The sequence below is a fragment of the Azonexus hydrophilus genome, from assembly GCF_001956855.1.
GTDB classification, from domain to species: Bacteria; Pseudomonadota; Gammaproteobacteria; order Burkholderiales; family Rhodocyclaceae; genus Azonexus; species Azonexus hydrophilus_A.
On sequence record NZ_MTHD01000005.1, the window covers coordinates 118,264 to 138,666 of the forward strand.

Consider the following 20,403-nt stretch of genomic DNA (forward strand, 5'->3'; position numbering starts at 1 on the left):
TCAGTGGCCTCCTTCGGTTTGTGCCTTGCGCGCCTGGCTGCGCAGCGACTGGTGGGCGATGGCGACCAGCATCAGCACGGTGGCGCCGACCACCAGCAGGTAGACGCCGAGGTCGAAGAGCAGCACCGTCGACAGGTGGATCTCGCCGAGCAGCGGCAGGTTGGCGTGCCAGGCCTGGCTGGCGAGGAAGGGTTCGCCGGCCAGGCCGGCGACGATGCCGGCGGCGGCGGCGCAGAGCAGGCCGACGGCGATCCAGTAGAGCGGGTGGATGCGCAGCCGCGATTCGACCCACAGCGTGCCGCCGACGATGTACTGGAGGATGATCGCGGTGGCGAAGACGAGGCCGCCGACGAAGCCGCCGCCGGGCGCGTTGTGGCCGCGCAGCAGGAAGAACAGCGAGACCAGCATGGCCATCGGCAGGAGCAGGCGGACGAGTACCGCCGGCAACATCAGGTAGCCGGCCGGCAGCGCTGCCTCGGGGTCGGGGCGGGATTCGGGATGATCCTGCTCGAGCTGCTGGGCGGGCAGGGCGACGCTCTCCGGGGCCGGCCGGAAGCGGCGCAGCAGCGCAAAGACGGTGAGCGCGACGATGGCGACCACGGTGATCTCGCCAAAGGTGTCGAAGCCGCGGAAATCGACCAGAATGACGTTGACCACGTTGAGGCCGCCGCCCTGCGGCAGCGACTGTTCGACGAAGAAGGGGGCGATGCCGTCCACCGGCGGTCGCGTCAGGATCGCGTAGGTCAGCGCGGCGATGCCGGCACCGCCGGCGCTGGCGATGATCAGGTCGCGCAGGCGGCGCAGGCGGCTGCGCGCCGATTCCGGCTTGCCAGCGCTGAAGCGCTTGTCGCGCCGCGGCAGCCAGCGCAGGCCGAGGAGGATCAGCACGGCGGTGACGACCTCGACGGCGAGCTGGGTCAGCGCCAGGTCGGGGGCCGAGAACCAGACGAAGGTCAGGCTCGTCGCCAGGCCGGCGCCGCCGGCCAGGATCAGCGCCGCCAGCCGGTGCAGCTTGGCCTGCCAGGCGGCGGCGACGGCGCAGGTGGCGCCGACCGCCCACAGCAGCGCGAAGGCCGGATCGATCTCGGCAGGCAGGCGTTCGCCCAGGCGCAGCGGGCCGTCGACGAAGGGCAGCAGGGCACCGCCGATCACGACCAGGACGATCATCAGCATCTGTGCCTGCAGGCGGGGCGAGGTGAGCCAGCCGACGGCCCGGGACGAATAGTCATTGACCACGGTCAACAGCCCGTTGAAGGCATTTTTGCCGTCGATCCGCTCGAGCAGCGGAATCCGTTCGCTGCGCCGGCCGATGCACGGCAGGTAGAGCATGATGCCGCCGAACAGCGCGACCAGGCTCATGTACAGCGGCAGGTTGAGGCCGTGCCAGACCGCCAGGCTGTAGAGCGGCGCGTTGGCGCCGAGCAGCGCGTCGGTGGCGGTGCGCAGGTAGGGGCCGACGGTCTGTGCCGGCAGGATGCCGACGAGCAGGCAGACGGCGACCAGCAGCGCGCTCGGCAGCAGCATCCAGCGCGTCGGTTCGTGCGGCTGGTGTGGCAGGTCGCCGGCCGGGGCACCGAAGAAGACGCGATGGACGAAGCGCAGCGAGTAGGCGACGCTGAGCATGCCGGCCAGCGTCGCCGCCACCGGCAGCAGCAGGCGCTGCCAGTCGGGGCGTTCGAGGAAGACGGTTTCGGCGAAGAACATTTCCTTCGACAGGAAACCGTTGAGCAGCGGCACGCCGGCCATTGCCGCGGCGGCGACCATGGCCAGCGTGGCGGTGATCGGCATCGCCCGGTAGAGGCCGGAGAGGCGGTTGATGTCGCGGGTGCCGGTCTCGTGGTCGACGATGCCGGCGGCCATGAACAGCGAGGCCTTGAAGGTGGCGTGGTTGACCATGTGGAAGACCGCGGCGACCAGCGCCAGCTCGCTGTTCATGCCGAGCAGCAGGGTGATCAGGCCGAGATGGCTGATCGTCGAGTAGGCGAGCACGCCTTTCAGGTCGCTCTGGAACAGCGCCAGGTAGCCACCGATCAGCAGTGTGCACAGGCCGGCGCCACCGATCAGCCAGAACCACAGGTCGCTGCCGGCGAGCACCGGCCACAGCCGGGCGAGCAGGAAGACGCCGGCTTTTACCATGGTCGCCGAGTGCAGGTAGGCCGACACCGGCGTCGGCGCCGCCATCGCGTGCGGCAGCCAGAAATGGAAGGGGAACTGGGCGCTTTTCGACAGCGCGCCGACGGCGATCAGGCCGACGATCGCCGGATACCAGGCGTGCGCCTTGATCGTTTCGGCGGCGGCGAGCACCGCGTCGAGGTCGTAGCTGCCGACGATGTGGCCGATCAGCAGGACGCCGCCGAGCATCGCCAGGCCGCCGGCACCAGTCACCGTCAGCGCCATCCGGGCGCCGGTGCGGGCGTCGCTGCGGTGGTGCCAGTAAGCAATCAGCATGAACGAGGCGAGGCTGGTCAGTTCCCAGAACATCGCCATCTGCAGCAGGTTGCCGGAGAGCACGACGCCCATCATCGTGCCCATGAAGGCGAGGAAGAACGAGAAGAAGCGCGGCACCGGGTCGGCCGGCGACATGTAGTAGCGGGCGTAGATGACGACCAGCGTGCCGATCAGCGCGATGAGCATGGCAAACAGCCAGGCGAAGCCGTCCATGCGCAGCTGGAAATCGATGCCGAGCGTGGCCGACCACGGGATCGTCAGGCGCAGGACGCCTTCGGCGACCAGTTGCGGGTACTGGGCGGCGGTCAGGAGGGTGACCGTCAGCGCGACGATTCCGGCGAGCCAGGCCTCGGCGTTACGGGCGTTGGTCGGGAGGAATGCTGCGCACAGACTGCCGATGAAGGGAAGCAAAACGATCAGGAGCAGGGCCATGCACCCGAGTTTAACCGACGCTATCGGGAAATATTCAGCTTGCGCCGGGAATTGTTTACGACTTTTTTACACGGAAGTCGCCAGAATGCGCGCGTGCTTTTTCTTTTTCTTCAGGACTGTTGATGTTCGCTCGCAGTGCTTTTGCCGACAGGATGTCGTCGCGCCAGAAAATGGTGCTGAGCGTGCTCGCCTGCGTCTTCGCCGCCATCGTCGCCTCACCGCTGCGCGGTGTGCTCGATCCGGCCAACATCGTCATGCTGTTCCTGCTCACCGTGCTGGTCGTCGCCGTCAGTCTCGGCCGTAACCCGGCCGTGCTGGCAGCGGTGCTCAGCGTGCTGCTGTTCGACGTCTTTTTCGTGCCACCGCATTTCTCGCTGGCGGTCAGCAACCTGCAATACCTGGTCACCTTCGCCGTGATGCTGGCGACAGCACTGATCACCGGCCATCTGACCGCAACGCTGAAGGAACAGGCCGCCGATGCCGAGCGGCGCGAGCAGCGTACGCACGCCCTTTACGAGATCGCCAGCCGGCTGGCCGGCGCGCTCAACGACGGGCAGGTCGATGAAATCGTCAGCCAGTTCGTCCGCAGCGAATTCGGCGGTCGTTGTCGGCTGCTGCTTGGCGAAGTTGCCACCGAAGTGTCTGCCGACAACGCCTGGTACGCCGGCGAGCTTGCCCGGTGGGTGCTGGAAAGCGGGCAACGCCAGATCAGCCGCGAAGAAGGGCAGGTGGTTTACCTGCCGCTGAAGGCACCGATGCGTGTGCGTGGCGTGCTTGTCGTCCAGCCTGGCGAAGAAGCCGCACTGCTCGAGGGTGATCTGGCCTTGCTCGATGCGCTGGCTTCGTTGGTGGCGATTGCCGTTGAGCGCCTGCATTATGTCGAAGTCGCCCAGCACAGCGAGGTCGAGATGGCGACCGAGCGTTTGCGCAGCTCCATCCTGTCGGCGCTATCGCATGACTTGCGCACGCCGCTGACCGTCCTGGTCGGCCTGGCCGATTCGATCTTCCTGATCCGGCCCAGCCTGCCCGAGCCAGCGCTGGAAAACGCCCGGGCCTTGCGCGACCAGGCCACCCGGCTGGCCGGACTGGTCGCCAATCTGCTGGAAATGGCCCGGCTCACTGCCGGCTCGGTGACCTTGCGCCAGGAATGGCAGCCACTGGAAGAAGTTGTCGGCAGCAGTCTCAAGCTGGTTGGCGATGCCCTCGGGCGCCACCGCTTGCGGGTTGAACTGCCGCGCGATCTGCCGCTGCTGCGTTTTGATGCGGTGCTGATCGAGCGCGTACTGTGCAATCTGGTGGAAAACGCCGCCAAGTATTCGCCGGCAGACGGTGAAATCCGCATCTCGGCGGCGCTCGCCGGCGCCTTCGTCGACCTGGCGGTGAGCGATGAGGGCGCCGGTTTTCCGGTGCCCGAGAGCGGTCAGCTGTTCGAGATGTTCGTACGTGGCCACAGCGAATCGGCGACACCGGGAACCGGCCTCGGCCTGGCCATCTGTCGGGCGATCGTCGATGCGCATGGTGGCCGGATGCGGGTTGAAAGTCCGCCTTCGGGAGGGGGGCGCATCGTGGTTTCGCTGCCCCGTGGCGTTCCGCCGGTCGTTGAAGCGGAGGTCGCATGAGCGAAACCCGGTCGCAGGTGCTGATTGTCGAGGACGAGGCGCAGATCCGCCATTTCGTCCGTCTGGCCCTGGAAGCTGATGGCTGCGTCGTGCAGGAGGCCGGGCGTCTGGCCGATGGCTTGCTGATTGCCGGCGCGGGTGCCATCGATCTGGTGGTGCTCGATCTCGGTCTGCCGGATGGGGACGGTATCGATTTCATCCGCGCCTACCGCGGCTGGTCGGATGGCCCGGTGCTGATCCTGTCGGCGCGGACCGAAGAGCGGCACAAGATCGACGCGCTCGACGCCGGTGCCGACGACTACCTGACCAAGCCGTTCGGCGTCGGTGAGTTGCGGGCCCGCGTGCGGGCCCTGATGCGGCGCCGGCAGCGAGCGGGCGGCGAGGTGTCGCCGTTGCTCGAGTTCGGCGACATCGTCGTCGATCTGGCCAAGCGCCAGGTCTGGCGCAAGGGCGAAGCAGTGCATCTGACACCGATCGAATACCGGCTGCTGGCGATGATGGTCAGCCATCCCGGCCAGGTGCTGACGCAGCGTCGATTGCTCGCCGAAATCTGGGGGGCGTCCTATATCGAGAGCAGCCATTACCTGCGCGTCTATGTCGGCCACCTGCGCCAGAAGCTTGAGGACGACCCGGCGCAACCCCGACATTTCCTGACCGAAACCGGTGTCGGCTACCGTTTCCAGACCGGAACATGAACCGCTACGCGCCAGTTCTGCGCGCGCTGGGCATGATCATCATGCTCTTTGCGCTGACCCTGCTGCCACCGCTGATCCTGTCCTATATGGTGGACGACGGTGCCCAGGCTGCCTACGACGAAGTCTTCGCGCTGACCCTGCTGTGCGGCCTGTACCTGTGGTACCGCTATCGCAATGTGCGGCGCGAAATGAATGTACGCGACGGTTTCCTGATGGTCGTGCTGGTATGGACGGTGCTGCCGGCATTTGCCGCGTTGCCGTTCATGCTGCAGTTGGGGATCAGCCACACCGATGCCTATTTCGAGGCGATGTCCGGGCTGACGACGACCGGTGCGACGGTGCTGTCGGGTCTCGACACGCTGCCGCTGTCGATCAACCTGTGGCGTCACCAGCTGGTGTGGGTCGGCGGCATGGGCCTGATCGTGCTGGCGATCGCCATCCTGCCGCTGCTCGGCATCGGCGGCCGGCAGATGTTCAAGGCCGAGACGCCGGGGCCGATGAAGGATGCGAAATTGACCCCGCGCATCGCGTCGACCGCAAAAGGCCTGTGGGGCGTCTATGTCGGCGTCAGCGTGCTGTGCATCGTTGCTTACCGGCTGACCGGCATGAGCTGGTTCGATGCCGTCTGCCACGGCTTCTCGACGATGGGTCTCGGTGGTTTTTCGACCCATGATGCCAGCTACGGCTATTTCAATTCACCGGCGATCGAGGCCGTCGCCATTGTCTTCATGCTCATCGCCGGGATGAACTTCGGCACGCTTTTCCTTGCCGTCAGCCGTCGTTCCGCCCGGCCTTACCTGCATGATCCGGAAGCGCGCTGGTTCATCGGCGTTTGCGTATTCTCGGTCTTGCTGATCGCCATCTTCCTCCGGGTTCAGGGCGTTTATCCGGACATGGGGCTGGCCTTGCGCCATGCTGCGTTCAATGTCGTGTCGATCGCCACGACCACTGGATACGCCAGTGTCGACTTTGCCCTGTGGCCGATGTTCGCGCCGTTATGGATGCTCTTCCTGTGCAGTTTTGCCACCAGTGCCGGATCGACCGGCGGTGGCATCAAGATGGCGCGGGCGCTGTTGCTGTACAAGCAGGTCCATCGCGAAATCGTCCGGGCAATGCATCCGAATGCCGTTTACAGTGTACGCATGGGCGGTCAGGTGGCGCCGCAGGGCATCCTGTTCGCTGTGTTGGCCTTCGGTTTCATGTACATGGTCAGCATTGTCTCGCTGACGCTGCTCATGGTATTCACCGGCCTTGACGTGGTGACGGCCTTTACCGCCATCGTCGCGTCGGTCAACAACACCGGTCCGGGTCTCGGGGAAGTCGGGCCGTCTACCACCTTTGCCGTCCTCGAGGACTTTCAGACCTGGGTCTGCATTTTTGCCATGTTGCTCGGACGCCTGGAGATTTTTACCCTGCTGGTGGTGTTGACCCCGGCATTCTGGCGACGCTGAGCGAAGAAAGCCGTATATGAACATCCTCATCCTCGGTGCCGGACAGGTCGGCGCCAGTCTGGCCGAAGCGCTGGTGTCCGAAGCCAACGACATCACGCTGATCGACATGAATCCGGAACCGCTCGGTCAGCTGGCCGACCGGCTCGATGTACGCACGGTCGTTGGCAACGCCGCTTTTCCTTCGGTCCTGCGCGATGCCGGCATCGAGTCGGCGGATCTGCTGGTGGCGGTGACCCAGTCCGATCAGTCGAACCTAGTGGCCTGCAAGGTGGCGCACAGCCAGTTCGGTGTGCCGACACGGATTGCCCGTTTGCGCTCGCCGGATTTTCTCGATCCGGTGCTGTTGTCGACCGACAATTTCGCCGTCGATTTTGCGCTGTGTCCCGAGCAGGAAATCAGCGATTACATCGCCAAGCTGATCGAATATCCCGAGGCGCTGCAGGTTGTCGAATTTGCCGATGGCCGGGTGACGATGGTCGGCGTACGGGCCTACGACGGTGGGCTGCTGGTCGGCAAGCCGATCCGCGCCATGCGCGAGCATTTGCCGGCCGGGGTCGACGCCCGTATCGCGGCGATTTTCCGCGATACGCGGGCCATCGATCCGGATGGCGATACGGTGATCCGGGCAGGTGACGAGGTATTCCTGCTCGCTGCCAGCGACCATATCCGTACCGTCCTGAAGGAACTGCGGCGGATGCAGAAACCGGTGCGCCGGCTGATGATCGCCGGTGCCGGCAATGTCGGTTCCCGCGTCGCCCGCCGTCTGGAAAACAGCTACGAGGTCAAGGTTGTCGAGAGCCGGGCGCAGCGGGCCTCGCTGGTGGCTGGCTGGCTCGATCACGCCGTCGTGCTGGCCGGCGAGGCGACCGATGAGACCCTGCTGCAACGCGAGGACATTGCCGGCATGGACATGTTCCTGGCGCTGACCAACGATGACGAAAACAACATCATGGCCGCGTCGCTGGCCAAGCGCCTGGGTTGTCGGCGCGTGCTCGCGCTGATCAATCGCGAAGCCTATGCCGACATGGTCCAGGGCGGACCGATCGATATTGGTCTGTCACCCGCCCAGGTGTCGATCGGCAGCCTGCTGACGCACGTCCGCCAGGCCGACGTGGCACGCGTGCACAGCCTGCGTCGCGGTGCCGCCGAGGCGCTGGAGCTGGTGGTGCGCGGCGACCGCCGCAGTTCGCGCGTGGTCGGACGGCGGATCGATGAACTGCCGGAAATCCGTGGTGCCAGCATCGCCGCCGTCGTACGGGCCGGTCTGGTGATCATTCCCCATCACGACACGATGATCGAGGCTGGCGATCACGTTGTCGTCTTCTGTACGCGCAAGCGCCATATCGCGGCGGTGGAGAAGCTGTTCCGGCCGGTCAACTCGCTGTTTTCGTTCGCCTAGCGGCGCTGCAACAGCAGGCCACATTCCAGGTGGTGGGTGTAGGGAAACTGGTCGAACACTGCCGACGCGGCGATGCGATGCGTGGCCTGCAGCGCGGCGACATTGTCGCGCAGCGTCTGCGGATTGCACGAGATGTACAGGATGTTGTCAAAACCGGCGGCCAGTTCCAGCGTCGCCGGGTCCAGCCCGCTGCGCGGCGGATCGAGGAAGATGGTCGAGAAAGCGTGGGCGGCGAGGTCGATGCCCTGCATGCGCTGGAAAGTCTCGCGACCGCTGAGCGCGGCGCTGATTTCCTCGCTCGACATGCGCACGATGGCGGTGTTGCCGACCGCGTTGGCTTCCAGGTTGTACAGCGCGGCCTTGACCGATGACTTGCTCACCTCGGTGGCCAGCACCTTGCCGAACAGCGGTGCCAGTGCGATGGTGAAATTGCCGTTGCCGCAATAGAGTTCAAGCAGGTCGCCACCGAGCGGCGCAGCCTGGGCGCAGGCCCAGCCAAGCATCTGCCGGTTCACGTTGCCATTGGGCTGGCTGAAGCTGCCTTCGAACTGCTGGTAATGCAGCTGACGGTCGTTCAGCGCAAAGGATTCGAGTACCCAGTCGCGGTCGATGACGAGTTTCTGTCCCTTGCTGCGGCCGATGACGCCGATCTGCAATGTCTCGGCCAGTTCGCGGGCTGCCGCTTCCCAGCTTGCGTCGAGCTTGCGGTGGTAGATCAGCGTGACCAGCATTTCGCCGCTGAGCGTGGCCAGGAAGTCGACGGAAAACAGCCGGTTGTTCAGCGCCGGGCGTTGCAGGATGGCGGCGCGCAGGCGCGGCATCAGCGTGCAGATGGCCGCGTCGGCGGCCGCGAATTCCTGCATCAGCACCGGTTCGCGCGGATTCTCCGGGTTGAACATGGCGTAATCCCACGCATCGCCATGGTGCCAGACACGGAATTCGACACGCAGCCGGTAGTGCAGCGGCGCCGATTCGAACACCGCCGGTTCGGGTACATCGAAGGCGGCGAAATCGTCCTTGAAACGGGCGATTTTTTCCGCCAGTTGCGCGGGGTAGAGGGCGGGGTCGAGAACGGGCAGGGGCATGGTGCTGGCGGGGCGGCAGAAATACGGAAGGGGCGGACTATAACGCGTGCCGGCACAATGCAGAAGCAGATGCCGCCTGGCCACGGTTTCCGGCTGCTTCAGCTATGCTTGCGCAAAAAACGCCTGGTCTGCCATGAATCCTGTCTTCGTCATCGTTCTCGCCCAGCTCTTCGGTACTTCGCTGTGGTTCTCCGCCAACAGCGCCGCCGACGCGCTGGTGCTCGCCTGGGGCATCGGCGCTGCCGATATCGGTACGCTGACCAATGCCGTGCAACTGGGCTTCATCATCGGCACCCTGGGTTTCGCGCTGACCGGTCTGGCCGACCGTTTTGCCGCCAGCCGGATATTTGCCGTCTGCGCGCTGCTTGGCGCCGGCGCCAACGCGGCGTTCGCACTGTGGGCGACCGACCTGCAGGCTGCCGTGCCGCTGCGTTTCCTGGTCGGGCTCTGCCTGGCCGGCGTCTACCCGCTGGGCATGAAGCTGGTGGTGACCTGGGTGCCGGAACGGGCTGGTGCAGCGCTGGCCTGGCTGGTCGGCATGCTGACGCTGGGGACGGCGCTGCCGCATGGCATCCGTTTCCTGGGTGGCGGCCTGTCCTGGCCGATGACGATGCTGTGTTCGTCAGCGCTGGCGGTGGTCGCTGCGGCGATGATCCTGCGCCTTGGCGACGGGCCGCACCTGCAGCGCCGGCACGGTGCGCCGCCACTGCGTTTGGGGCGGGTGCTGCATGCCTTTTCGATCCCGGCGTTCCGGGCTTCGGCGCTCGGTTATTTTGGCCATCAGTGGGAGTTGTACGCGTTCTGGACGCTGGTTCCGGTGCTGCTCGCCGGCAGCGGTGTGGCACCGGCGGGCAGTTTGCAACTGGCCGGCTGGTCGTTTGTCGTTGTCGGCATCGGTTCGCTCGGCTGCGTGCTCGGCGGCTACTGGAGCCGGCGCATCGGCAGCGCGCGCGTCGCGGCCAGCGCATTGGCCGGTTCGGCCTTGTGCTGCCTGCTGTTTCCGCTGAGCGCCGGCTGGCCGGCCTGGCTGACGCTGGCCTTGCTGCTGTGCTGGGGATTCAGCGTCGTCGCCGACTCGCCGCATTTCTCGGCGCTGTCGGCGCGTGCCTGTCCGCCGGAAATTGTCGGCAGTGCGCTGGCATTCCAGAATGCAATCGGGTTCGCCATCACGCTGGTGTCGATCCAGCTGGGTACGCGCTGGATCGGCGACTGGGGCAGCCTCGTCGCGTGGTTCCTGCTGCCCGGTCCGTTGCTCGGCCTGCTCGGGTTGTGGCCCTTGTGGCGGCGGCCTGCCTCTTAGTCGGCGCGGCGGCGCAGCATGTAAACGTACAGCGACTCCACCCGTTCCCGCGCCCAGGGCGTGCGGCGCAGGAATTTCAGGCTGGAAGCGATGCTCGGATCGACGTTGAAGCAGCGGATGTCGATCTGCCGGCCGAGCTCAGCCCAGCCGTAATGCTCGACCAGTTGCTGGAGGATGGCCTCCAGCGTGATGCCGTGCAGTGGGTTGTTCGGTTGGGCTGACGTCATTTTTCCTTCAAATCAGGTGTTGACCGCAACAGGATGGGCCTTGGCGTATTCTGCCAGAAGGCTCTGGTGCAGTGCGCAGCCGGCGAGTTCCAGGCCGGGCGAGGCGAGGTCGAAGAAGCGGACTTCGCCGTCGATCAGGTCGGTCGCCAGATCCAGCGTTTCCTCACCGTAAAGCGCGACCAGCGCGTCTTCGTAGACGTTCGGGTCTTCCATTTCGAGCAGCGTGGCGATGCACTGGTAGGTGCGGCGGCGCTGGGCGTCGAGCTGGTCGAACTGGCGGATCCACTCGCAGCCTTCGCGCACCGCGTCCATGTCGCCGGCGGCCAGGCCGAGCAGCGTCTTCAATTCGCCGATGCGCAGGTCGGCCCACAGCGAACCGGCATCCGGTGCCAGACCGATCAGTGCGGCGACCGGCTTTTCGTCGACCAGGTTCATGTCGTTGATGACGTCGAGCAGTTCGCCGGCTTCGTCGTCGTCGAGGTCGGCCAGGTGCAGGATGGCCGGGCGGATGACGGCGCCGTTGCTGTTGTTTTCCCATTCCAGGTCGTCGACCGGGTAGATCTCGGACATGCCGGGGACCAGGATGCGGCAGGCGTAAACGCCGAGGTGGTCGAATTCGGCGACGTAGATGTTGTGGCCGTCGGCGTGGATGCGCTCGCACAGCCAGGCGTAGTCGTCGGCGGTGCTGCTGCTGAAGTTCCAGTCGGCAAAGTCGAAGTTGGCGGTTTCGCTGAGGAAATTCCAGTGCACGATGCCGCTCGAATCCACGAAGTGGATTTCGATGTTCGGCGCGCTGGCGACTTCCTCGAGATCGAATCCCGGCGGCGGGAAGCCGTCGAGTGCCTCAAGGGCGCGACCCTGCAGCAGTTCGGTGAGGGCGCGTTCGAGCGCGATCTCGAAGCGCGGGTGCGCGCCGAAGCTGGCAAAGACGCCCTGGTCGCGCGGGTTGAGCATGGTCACGCAGAGCACCGGGTAACGGCCGCCGAGCGAGGCATCCTTGACCAGGATGCCGAAACCGGCAGCGCGCAGCCCGGCAATGCCGGCGGCGATGCCCGGGTAGCGGGCGATGACTTCTTCCGGTACGTCCGGCAGGCACAGACCTTCGGAAATGACCTTGAACTTGACGTGGCGTTCGAGGATTTCGGCCAGCGCCTGGGCGCGTGCTTCGGCCGGGGTGTTGCCGGCCGACATGCCGTTGCTGACGTAAAGGTTGCTGATGATGTTGACCGGGAAGTAAACGGACAGGCCATCGCTCTGGCGGACGTAGGGAATGGCGCAGATGCCACGCTCGTAGTTGCCGCTGTTCATGTCCACCAGCGCACCGGCCGGGATGCTGCCTTCCGGGTTGTAGAAGGCCTGCAGTTCGGGCGTCAGCAATTCTGCCGGCCAGGCGTCGTCGACCGCAGGAAACCAGCGTTCGCGCGGATAGTGGGTGAAGTCACGATTGGCGATGGTCTCGCCGAGGTAGTAGTGATTCCAGAAATAATTGCACGATAGACGCTCGAAGAATTCGCCGAGGGCGCTGGCCCGTGCCGCCAGTTCGCTGGCGCCCTTGCCATTGGTGAACATCAGCGGGCAGGCACGGTTGCGGACATGCACCGACCACACGCTGTCTACCGGGTTCAGCCAGGAGCACTCCTCGACGTCGAAGCCCAACGCAGCGAGCTTGCCCTGCATGGTGGCGATGGAGTGTTCGAGCGAGGCGTCCTTGCCCGGTATGAAGTGTTCAGTTTGCATTCGGTCTCTTTACGTTGGGGGTGAGCGGTGGCGATCGGCGGGTTCAGTGCTTGCGTGATTTTGGCAGCGGCTTGCGCTGGCGCTGGCCGGGACGGGCCTGCGGGAGTTCCGGTTTTGGCTTGGGCATCAGCAGGTTCTTGCCGGTGCCGGCGGCCGAAGCGCGATGGGCGAGCATGGCGGCGCGCAGCGTTGGCGCGGCGATGACGACGGCCGGAGCTTCTTCTTTCGGCTGGTGGGCGCCGAGCAGGCCGCGCAGTTCGAACAGGCGCTGCTCGTATTCGGCCTTGCGCGGCAGGATGCGGATCAGGCCTTCGGCCACCGGCGTCAGGCCGACGCGCTCGCCGTCGGCGACCAGCAGGCCGGCGTTGCCGAGGCGGACGAAGGCTTCGCTGAGCTTGTCTTCGGACGGGATGTTGCCCTGGACCAGGTCGATGGCAGCCATGATTTCGATGGCTTCGGCCGGGCGGCGCTTGGCGGCCATGGCGGTGGCGAGGAGGAGAAGGACGTCGACGTCGTGGATGGGATGCATGGCTGACCTGTTCTGGAATTCTGGGATGTGCCGGGGCCGCGGGCGTGATGGGCAGCGAGAGTGGAGCTTCGTGATGCTGCCGCCGGGGGCTGGTCTGGCGAATCGAGCAGTGTAAGGCTTGCGCGCCTCGATTGCAGGGAAGAATGCATCAATTATCATGATTTTCTGCGGTCGACCGCAAAAATGCCGAAAAATCCTCCCGCTTTCGCCCGGGAAAAGCGCTTCGGATAGGGATAGAATCCACTACCGGACCGTTCTCCCGGTCGACCATCGATATTCCGGCGCCAGCCGATGCAACAAGGATGTACCAGCCGCCATGAGTTCCGTTTCTGCGCTACGGCTTTGCGACATTGCCAGCACCGAGGTGCTGACGGTTGATGTTGCAACGCCGCTGGGAACAGCGATCGCACATCTCGCCGAAAAATACGTGTCGTCGCTGGTGGTGGTTGATGCCGGCAAGCCGGTCGGCATTCTGACCGAGTGGGATTTGCTGCGCCTGCTGCGCCAGGGCTTTGCCGAGGATATCCCGGTGCGCAAGGTGATGAGTGCGCCGCTGGTGACGACGCGCCCGGAAATCGATTTTGCCGCCGCCCAGCTGATGATGTCGAGCCACGGCATCCGCCACCTGGTGCTGGTCGATGGCAACGGCGACTTGCGCGGCCTGGCCAGCGAGAGCGATTTCCGTCGCCAGCTCAACCATGACCTGTTCGAGGCCATCCGCAACCTGAACGCGATCATCGAGCGCGGCGAGCCGATGCTGGCGCCGGATCGCCCCTTGCTCGAAGTGCTCAACCTGATGGCTGACCACCATCTCGACCACATGCTGGTTGGCCGTGACGGGGTGGCCGAGGGCATCATCACCGAACGCGACCTGCCGCGCCTGATGGCGGCGAAGGCTGACATCCGGAAAATCACCGCCGGCTGCATCATGTCGTCGCCATTGCATACCGTCGATGAAAACATCTCGGTGGCCGAAGCGGCGCGGCAAATGGAAGCCTTGCATTTGCGGCATCTGGTCGTCATCGGCGGTGATGGCCGGATGCTCGGCGTGGTCAGCCAGCATCGCCTGCTCGAACGGCTGAGTGTGGTGCTGATGGAGAACGGGCGCAGCCGTCTGGCCAGCCAGCTTGAAGTCGTGCTGGAGGCCACCGGCGTCGGTACCTGGGAGTACGACCACCGGCGCGACCTGATGATTCGCAGCGCCACCCTGAACAGCGTTCTCCAGTTTGATCGCGGCAATGTTTTCGAGTCCTTCGATGATGTCCTGTTGCGGATCGAGGCAGAGGACCGGGAAAAAGTGCGCCGGGCCTTTCATGAGCAGTTGAACGAGGAAGACGGGCAATTCGCGATCGACTACCGGGTGCGCGATGGCGAGGGACGGATCCGCTGGTTCAGTTCGCGCGGTCGGGTCATCGAGCGCAATGCCCACGGCTGGCCGATCAGTTCGGCCGGCGTCGCCATCGACATCAATGCGCAGAAGGTCCACGAAGCGGAGCTGCAGCGCAGCGAGGCACGCTTTCGCAGCCTGCTCGAAAACGCCCCGCTGCCGATGGGTTACATCAATGCCCGGCGCGAGGTCGTGTTCATCAACCGGCGCTTCACCGAACTATTCGGCTATACGCGTGACGATGTGCCGGATCTCCGGACCTGGTCCACCCAGGCCTATCCGGACCCGGTTTACCGGGAGACGGTGGGCACCTTGTGGTCCGATGCAGTGAAAAACGCCCAGGTGACCCAGACCGCGATTGCGCCGATCGAGTGCAATGTCACCTGCCGCAACGGGCGCGTCGGCATTGTCGAGATTGCCGGCGTGATGCTGGAAGCGGATTGCCTGGTGACCTTCATCGATGTCACCGAGCAGCGCGAGCAGCAGCAATTGCTCGAATTCGGCAATGCCATCCTGCACCACATATCGACCGGTGCGCCGCAGGCCGAGGTGCTCGAGTACATCTGCCGCGAGATCGAGGATCGCGATCCGGCCATGCGCTGCTCCATCCTGCTGCTCGATGAGGCGGGCGAGCATCTGCACGGCGGCGTCGCCCCGAGCTTGCCGCCGGCATACAACGCACTGGTGGACGGCGTGCCGATCGGTCCGGCCGCCGGCTCCTGCGGGACTGCCGCCTACCTCGGCAAGGAAGTGTTCGTTGCCGATATCGCCAGCGATCCCTTGTGGGCGAACTACAAGAATCTGGCACTGGCGCACGGGCTGGCTGCCTGCTGGTCGTCGCCCATCGTGTCGACCGAAGGCAAGGTGCTCGGCACCTTCGGCATCTACTGGCTGGCGCCGCGTCCGGAAGTCAGCCAGATCGCCCGGCACCATGTCGAAGCGGCAACGACGCTGGCGGCGATCGCCATCGAAAGCGCGCAACGGGAAGCGGTCATGCTCGCCATGCTGGAAGACCAGCGGCAGACCGAAGCGCAATTGCGCAAACTGTCGCAGGCGGTGGAACAGAGCCCGGTTGCCGTGGTCATTACCGACCTGGAGGCGCGCATCGAGTACGTCAACCAGGCTTTCGTCAATGTCAGTGGCTATCCGGCAGAAGAGTTGCTTGGACAGAATCCGAGGCTGTTGCAGAGCGGGTTGACGCCGAAAACCCAATACGAAGTGATGTGGTCAACGCTGCAGAAAGGCGAAAACTGGCTGGGGCAACTGACCAACAAGAACAAGCAGGGCGAGATCTACTACGAATACGCGGTGATTTCGCCCATTCGCCAGTCCGACGGGCGGGTCACCCATTACCTGGCGGTCAAGCAGGATATTACCGAGCGCAAGCGGATCGGCGAGGAACTCGACCGGCACCGCCATCATCTGGAAGAACTGGTCAGTCAGCGTACGGCCGAACTGGAAACAGCAATGGCTGCAGCCGAAGTGGCGAACCGGGCGAAGTCGGCCTTCCTTGCCAACATGAGCCACGAAATCCGCACGCCGATGAATGCCATCGTCGGCCTTGCCCACCGCCTGCTGAAGCAGACGGCCGAGAGCGAACAGAAGGCGCATCTGGCGATGATCAAGGCCTCGGCCGATCACCTGTTGTCGGTGATCAACGACATTCTCGACTTGTCGCGCATCGAGGCCGGCAAGCTCGAACTGGCCCAGACCGACTTCAACCTGCCGGAACTGCTTGAACGGACCCTTGGCCTGGTCCGCGAAAGGGCGCAGGCCAAGGGACTGCAACTGCATCTCGATGCACCGGAGATGCCGCTGCTGGTGCATGGCGATCCCACCCGATTGTCGCAGGCGCTGCTCAATTACCTGAGCAATGCCATCAAATTTACCGAGCAGGGTTCAATCGCCTTGCGTGGCCGTGTGCAAGGCAATGACGGGGCATCGGTTTGCCTGCGCTTCGAGGTGTGCGATACCGGTATCGGCATCGAGCCGGAAACGCTGGCACGTCTGTTCAATCCCTTCGAGCAGGCCGACAACTCGACCACCCGCCTGCACGGCGGCAGTGGTCTCGGGCTGGTCATCACGCGCCAGCTTGCCGAATTGATGGGCGGGATTGCAGGTTGCGACAGCGAGCCGGGCAAGGGCAGCCGTTTCTGGTTCTCGGTCGTGCTGAAACCGGCCGTGGGCAGCCAGGCCACGCGCCTGCCGGCTCTTCCCGGTGAATCGGCGGAGACCTGCCTGACGCGCGATCATTGCGGCGCCCGCATCCTGCTGTGCGAGGACAACCCGGTCAATCAGGAAGTGGCGCGGACCCTGTTGTGCGATCTGGGGCTGGACGTGCATCTGGCCGACAACGGCAGTGCCGGGGTTGCGCTGGTGGCGAGCGAGCCTTTCGATCTGGTGCTGATGGATGTTCAGATGCCGGTCATGGACGGCTTGCAGGCGACACGCCGGATCCGGGGATTGCCGGGAAAGGCGCAGTTGCCGATTCTGGCGATGACGGCGAATGCTTTTGCCGAGGATCGCAAGTCCTGCCTCGATGCCGGCATGAACGATTTCGTAGCCAAGCCGGTCGATCCCGATGCCTTGTACGAGGCGTTGCTGCGCTGGCTGCCGAAGCCCGGCATGGCTGCCGCCGTACCGGAACCACCCGCAGCGGGCACGACTCCGCCGGCGCCGGAGAGTCTGGCGGCGGCCCTGAATTGCTTGCCCGGACTCGACGCCGGCGCGTTGTTGCCGGTCATGCGCGGCCGGGTGGAGAAGGCGGCCCAGTTGTTGCGCATGTTTGCCGAACGGCATCGCGGTGATGTCGATCAGTTGCGCAGCCAGCTGGCGATCGGCGACCGGCAGGCGGCCGAGCAGGTGGTGCATGCGCTGAAGGGCGCATCCGGTACCTTGTCGCTGGTGGTGACGCATGTGCTGGCAACCCGGATCAACGAGGCGTTACGGACGGGAAGTGATCCGGCGCGATTGGTCGATGACATTGCCGATGACATCACCGAACTCGAAAGCGAACTGGGACGGGTTTGTGCCGGGATAGACTCCCTGCCTTCAGGCTGACCGACGCAGCCGGTCGATTTCGGCGTTCAGGATTGCCACATTGACCGGTTTGGAAACATAGCCGTTCATGCCGGCCGCCAGGCAGGCATCGCGGTCGCCGGCCATGGCATTGGCGGTCATCGCGATGATCGGCACTGGCGTGCGCCCTTCGGCGGTCTCCCGGCTGCGCCACTGGCGGGTGGCTTCGATGCCGTCCATGACCGGCATCTGGACATCCATCAGTACCATGTCGAAGCGACTCGTCGCCAGCATCTCCAGGGCTTCCTGTCCGTGTTGGGCGAGGCTGGAACGATGGCCCTGCTTCTGCAGCAAGGCACAGGTCAGGCGCTGGTTGATCGGGTTGTCCTCGACAACCAGGATGTGCAGCGGTTCGCCGTCGTCGTCTGCAGCGCGCTCGGCATCGTTGCTCCAGGCGCGGCGCTTGTCCGGCCGGCGGGCCGTGTCCCGGACTTCCCTCTCGGCGGCAACCAGATCCTCGGCCATCAGCGGCTTGGGCAGTTCGCGTGAGGCGAAACTGCGCGTTGCCGACGGGGCGGAGACGTTCATCGGGCTGAGCGCGAGGACCACGGCACCGGTCCGCAAGCCACCACGATACAGCGGCATCTCGGCGAAACTCGCCGGTAGCCAGTCCTGCTCGGCAACCAGTACGTCGTAACGTTTCGTTTCTTCGTGATCGCTCGATTGCAGGAGTTTCTCGCGCAGTTCCGTACTGCTTGCGCATAGCTGTACCTGGCGGCCCAGTCTGCGCAAGCCGGCGGCAAGGAGCTTGCGCAGCCGCGGGTTATGGATGGCCAGCAGCCACAGGCCGTCAGCCTCCGATGGCGCCGCCGGCGGGCTGGCGGAAAAGTTGCGGTCAACCGGCAGATCGAGCTCGAAATGAAAGTTGCTGCCCTGGCCGGGCATGCTGTCGACACAGAGTTCGCTACCCATCAGGCGGACGATTTCGCGGCTGATGGTCAGCCCCAGGCCGGTGCCGCCGAAACGCCGGGTGACGCTGGCATCGGCCTGGCCGAAGGCTTCGAAGATCGCCGCCTGCTTGTCCGGTGCGATACCGATGCCGCTGTCGATGACGGCCACCCGCATCCGGCACCTGCCGTCTTCCGAACCGGCGCGGCTGATGCGCAGGATGACTTCGCCGTTTTCCGTGAACTTGATGGCGTTGCCGATCAGGTTGAGCAACACCTGGCGCAGCCGGCCGGGGTCGCCGATCACGCCATCCGGAATTTCCGGATCGATGTCGATCAGCACTTCCAGCCCCTTCTCTGCGGCCCGCGCCGACAGCACCCGTGCGGTGCCGAGGGCAAGTTCGTGCAGCCGGAAAGGCATCGTCTCCAGGCGCATGCGCCCGGCTTCCATCTTCGAGAAATCGAGGATGTCGTTGAGGATGATCATCAGCGATTCGGCGGACTGGCGAACCAGTTCGAGATACTGGCGCTGCGTGGCGTCCAGTTCGGTGTCCAGTGTCAGCGCGGTCAGTCCGAGGATGCCGTTCATCGGCGTCCGCACTTCATGACTCATGTTGGCGACGAAGACGCTCTTCGCCTCGTTTGCCGCTTCGGCACTGGCCATGGCCTGCCGCAAGCGAAGCTCGTCTTCCTTGCGCCGGGTGATGTCGCGGAAGGCCGTGACCGAGCCGGCGATCTTCTTGCCGTTGTAGAGCGGCGTGCTGCTGACTTCGACCGGCAGGCTGCTGCCATCGGCACGCGAGAAGCGTTCCTCGCCGAAGAAGTGCCGTCCAGTGTGGACCGCCTGGAAAATCGGACATTCTTCGAGTGGACCGCAACCGTCCAGGCCGTGCCGGTGGAACAGGTAGTGGCCGATCCGGCCGATCAGGGCCTCGCGCTCGAAACCAAGCAGTTCCAGGGCGGCTGCATTGACCAGGACGACCTTGCCCTGCTCGTCAAGGACATAGAGACCGTCGCCCATGGTTTCGGTGACGGCGATCAGGTTGCGCTGCTCCTGCTGCAGGCGCTCGCGGGATCTGAGCAGGCGCAGCAGCAGGAAAAGCAGGACGCCCAGGGTCAGCAGCATCAGGCTGAACTGGGTCCAGAATTCGCTACGCAGGACAGCGATGAACGGGGCCGGCGTGTAGGAAATGATATAGGCGCTGGCATTGCCGGACACATCCTGGACCGGCAGGAAACTGGCCACCCAGGGGGCGTCTTCGAGTTCGACGGTCAGCGAGAAGGCGCGAAATTCACTCATGCCCAGCTGTACCGCCGGCAGCGCTGCCAGCTTGAGGTTGACGGCAACGACCTGGGCTGTCGGTGGCGCCGGGCTGTCAGGCAGGGTGACCTGCGGGTCTTCAACGAGGAATTCCGGATGGATGCCCGAGGGGCCGTACAGCCAGCGTTCGGATTCGAACAGGATGGGCAGGGTCTGGGCACGTGCCAGCACGAAATGGAATTCCCGCGAGGGTTCGAGCTGGTGCATTGCGTCGCGGATGGCGCGAAAACCGATGCTGGTCTCGACGCTGCCGAGCAGACGTTCGCCATCAAGCAAGGGATAGACGAAGCGGAAGCCGGACTTCACCCGGCCGGCCTCGAAACCCTGGATGGGCTGGCCGGTTTCCAGAACCTGGCGGATCGACGGCCGGATGTTGAGCAGGTTGTCGCCATATTTCTGCGGTTCGTGGAAGCGCAGAAAACTGTTGCCGTCGGTGGTCTGGAAGTGCAGTTGCCGGATGCCCAGTTCGCGGAGATTGCGGTAGGTTGGCGAGAGCATCTGGTAGAGACGGGCCCGGTAGGGAATCTGGGCGTCTCCCTGCAGTTGTGAAGCGGCATCCATCAGCGTCAGGATTTCACGCTGCCGGATACGTTCGGAAAACAGGATGCTGGTCGCCTTGCCGTAGGTCTGCAGGCTGGCCTGGTAAATCGTCGTCAGTTCCTGCGTATGCTGCTGTTCGTGCAGCGCCTGCTTTTCCTGCTGGCTGCTGTGCAGCAGCCAGGTGCCGACAACCGGCAGGACGAGAAAGGCCGCCAGGGCCCAGCGCCGGTAGAGGCGGCTGCTTGCGGTGGCCTCGCTGGCGGCCATG

The 20,403-nt window shown here is 64.8% G+C and carries 12 protein-coding genes; 6 read left to right on the forward strand and 6 right to left on the reverse strand.

The genetic code is table 11. The features are described 5' to 3' along the window. Positions 1 to 2,880 carry a monovalent cation/H+ antiporter subunit A gene (locus tag BJN45_RS14080; RefSeq protein WP_076096317.1) on the reverse strand — a complete coding sequence of 960 codons (2,880 nt, stop codon included), beginning with the start codon at positions 2,878 to 2,880 and terminating at the stop codon, positions 1 to 3. Positions 2,881 to 3,002: 122 nt separating this feature from the next. On the opposite strand from BJN45_RS14080, the gene BJN45_RS14085 reads away from it, so the two are divergent. From BJN45_RS14085 to trkA, 4 genes are read left to right on the forward strand one after another with little or no spacing between them, the layout of a single operon-like run. Continuing rightward, a complete protein-coding gene (locus BJN45_RS14085) occupies positions 3,003 to 4,499 on the forward strand; it encodes a DUF4118 domain-containing protein (RefSeq protein WP_076096318.1) in 1,497 nt (498 codons plus the stop codon). Further along, positions 4,496 to 5,194, forward strand: a complete 699-nt coding sequence (locus BJN45_RS14090) for a response regulator (RefSeq protein ID WP_076096320.1) — start codon at positions 4,496 to 4,498, stop codon at positions 5,192 to 5,194. Before BJN45_RS14085 ends, BJN45_RS14090 begins: the two co-directional genes overlap by 4 nt. Next, the gene (locus BJN45_RS14095; protein ID WP_076096322.1) at positions 5,191 to 6,645 is read left to right on the forward strand and encodes a TrkH family potassium uptake protein; all 1,455 of its coding nucleotides are present in this window, start codon (positions 5,191 to 5,193) and stop codon (positions 6,643 to 6,645) included. The genes BJN45_RS14090 and BJN45_RS14095 overlap by 4 nt, the downstream gene beginning before the upstream one ends. 16 nt (positions 6,646 to 6,661) lie before the next feature. Continuing rightward, positions 6,662 to 8,044, forward strand: a complete 1,383-nt coding sequence (gene trkA / locus BJN45_RS14100; RefSeq protein ID WP_076096324.1) for a Trk system potassium transporter TrkA — start codon at positions 6,662 to 6,664, stop codon at positions 8,042 to 8,044. Here the strand turns inward: trkA and trmA are convergent. After that, positions 8,041 to 9,129 carry a tRNA (uridine(54)-C5)-methyltransferase TrmA gene (gene trmA, locus BJN45_RS14105; protein WP_076096326.1) on the reverse strand — a complete coding sequence of 363 codons (1,089 nt, stop codon included), beginning with the start codon at positions 9,127 to 9,129 and terminating at the stop codon, positions 8,041 to 8,043. The genes trkA and trmA overlap by 4 nt on opposite strands. A gap of 46 nt (positions 9,130 to 9,175) precedes the next feature. Between trmA and BJN45_RS14110 the strand changes: the two genes are divergently transcribed. Further along, on the forward strand, positions 9,176 to 10,429 hold the full coding sequence (locus BJN45_RS14110) for an MFS transporter (protein ID WP_276205217.1): 1,254 nt from the start codon (positions 9,176 to 9,178) through the stop codon (positions 10,427 to 10,429). Here the strand turns inward: BJN45_RS14110 and BJN45_RS14115 are convergent. The 3 genes from BJN45_RS14115 to BJN45_RS14125 are packed head-to-tail and all read right to left on the reverse strand — an operon-like array spanning position 10,426 to position 12,922. Next, positions 10,426 to 10,656: a VF530 family DNA-binding protein gene (locus BJN45_RS14115; protein ID WP_076096330.1), complete on the reverse strand. Its 231-nt coding sequence runs from the start codon at positions 10,654 to 10,656 to the stop codon at positions 10,426 to 10,428. The genes BJN45_RS14110 and BJN45_RS14115 overlap by 4 nt on opposite strands. A gap of 12 nt (positions 10,657 to 10,668) precedes the next feature. Beyond that, on the reverse strand, positions 10,669 to 12,393 hold the full coding sequence (ycaO, locus tag BJN45_RS14120; RefSeq protein WP_076096332.1) for a 30S ribosomal protein S12 methylthiotransferase accessory factor YcaO: 1,725 nt from the start codon (positions 12,391 to 12,393) through the stop codon (positions 10,669 to 10,671). Positions 12,394 to 12,436: 43 nt separating this feature from the next. Continuing rightward, on the reverse strand, positions 12,437 to 12,922 hold the full coding sequence (locus BJN45_RS14125) for a hypothetical protein (protein WP_076096334.1): 486 nt from the start codon (positions 12,920 to 12,922) through the stop codon (positions 12,437 to 12,439). A 316-nt stretch (positions 12,923 to 13,238) separates the two neighbouring features. On the opposite strand from BJN45_RS14125, the gene BJN45_RS14130 reads away from it, so the two are divergent. Continuing rightward, positions 13,239 to 17,369, forward strand: a complete 4,131-nt coding sequence (locus tag BJN45_RS14130; RefSeq protein WP_076096337.1) for a CBS domain-containing protein — start codon at positions 13,239 to 13,241, stop codon at positions 17,367 to 17,369. Here BJN45_RS14130 and BJN45_RS14135 read toward each other — a convergent pair. Further along, positions 17,361 to 20,402 (reverse strand): ATP-binding protein, encoded by a 3,042-nt coding sequence (locus BJN45_RS14135; RefSeq protein WP_076096340.1) that lies wholly within the window; start codon positions 20,400 to 20,402, stop codon positions 17,361 to 17,363. The genes BJN45_RS14130 and BJN45_RS14135 overlap by 9 nt on opposite strands. Position 20,403: the final 1 nt, after the last annotated feature.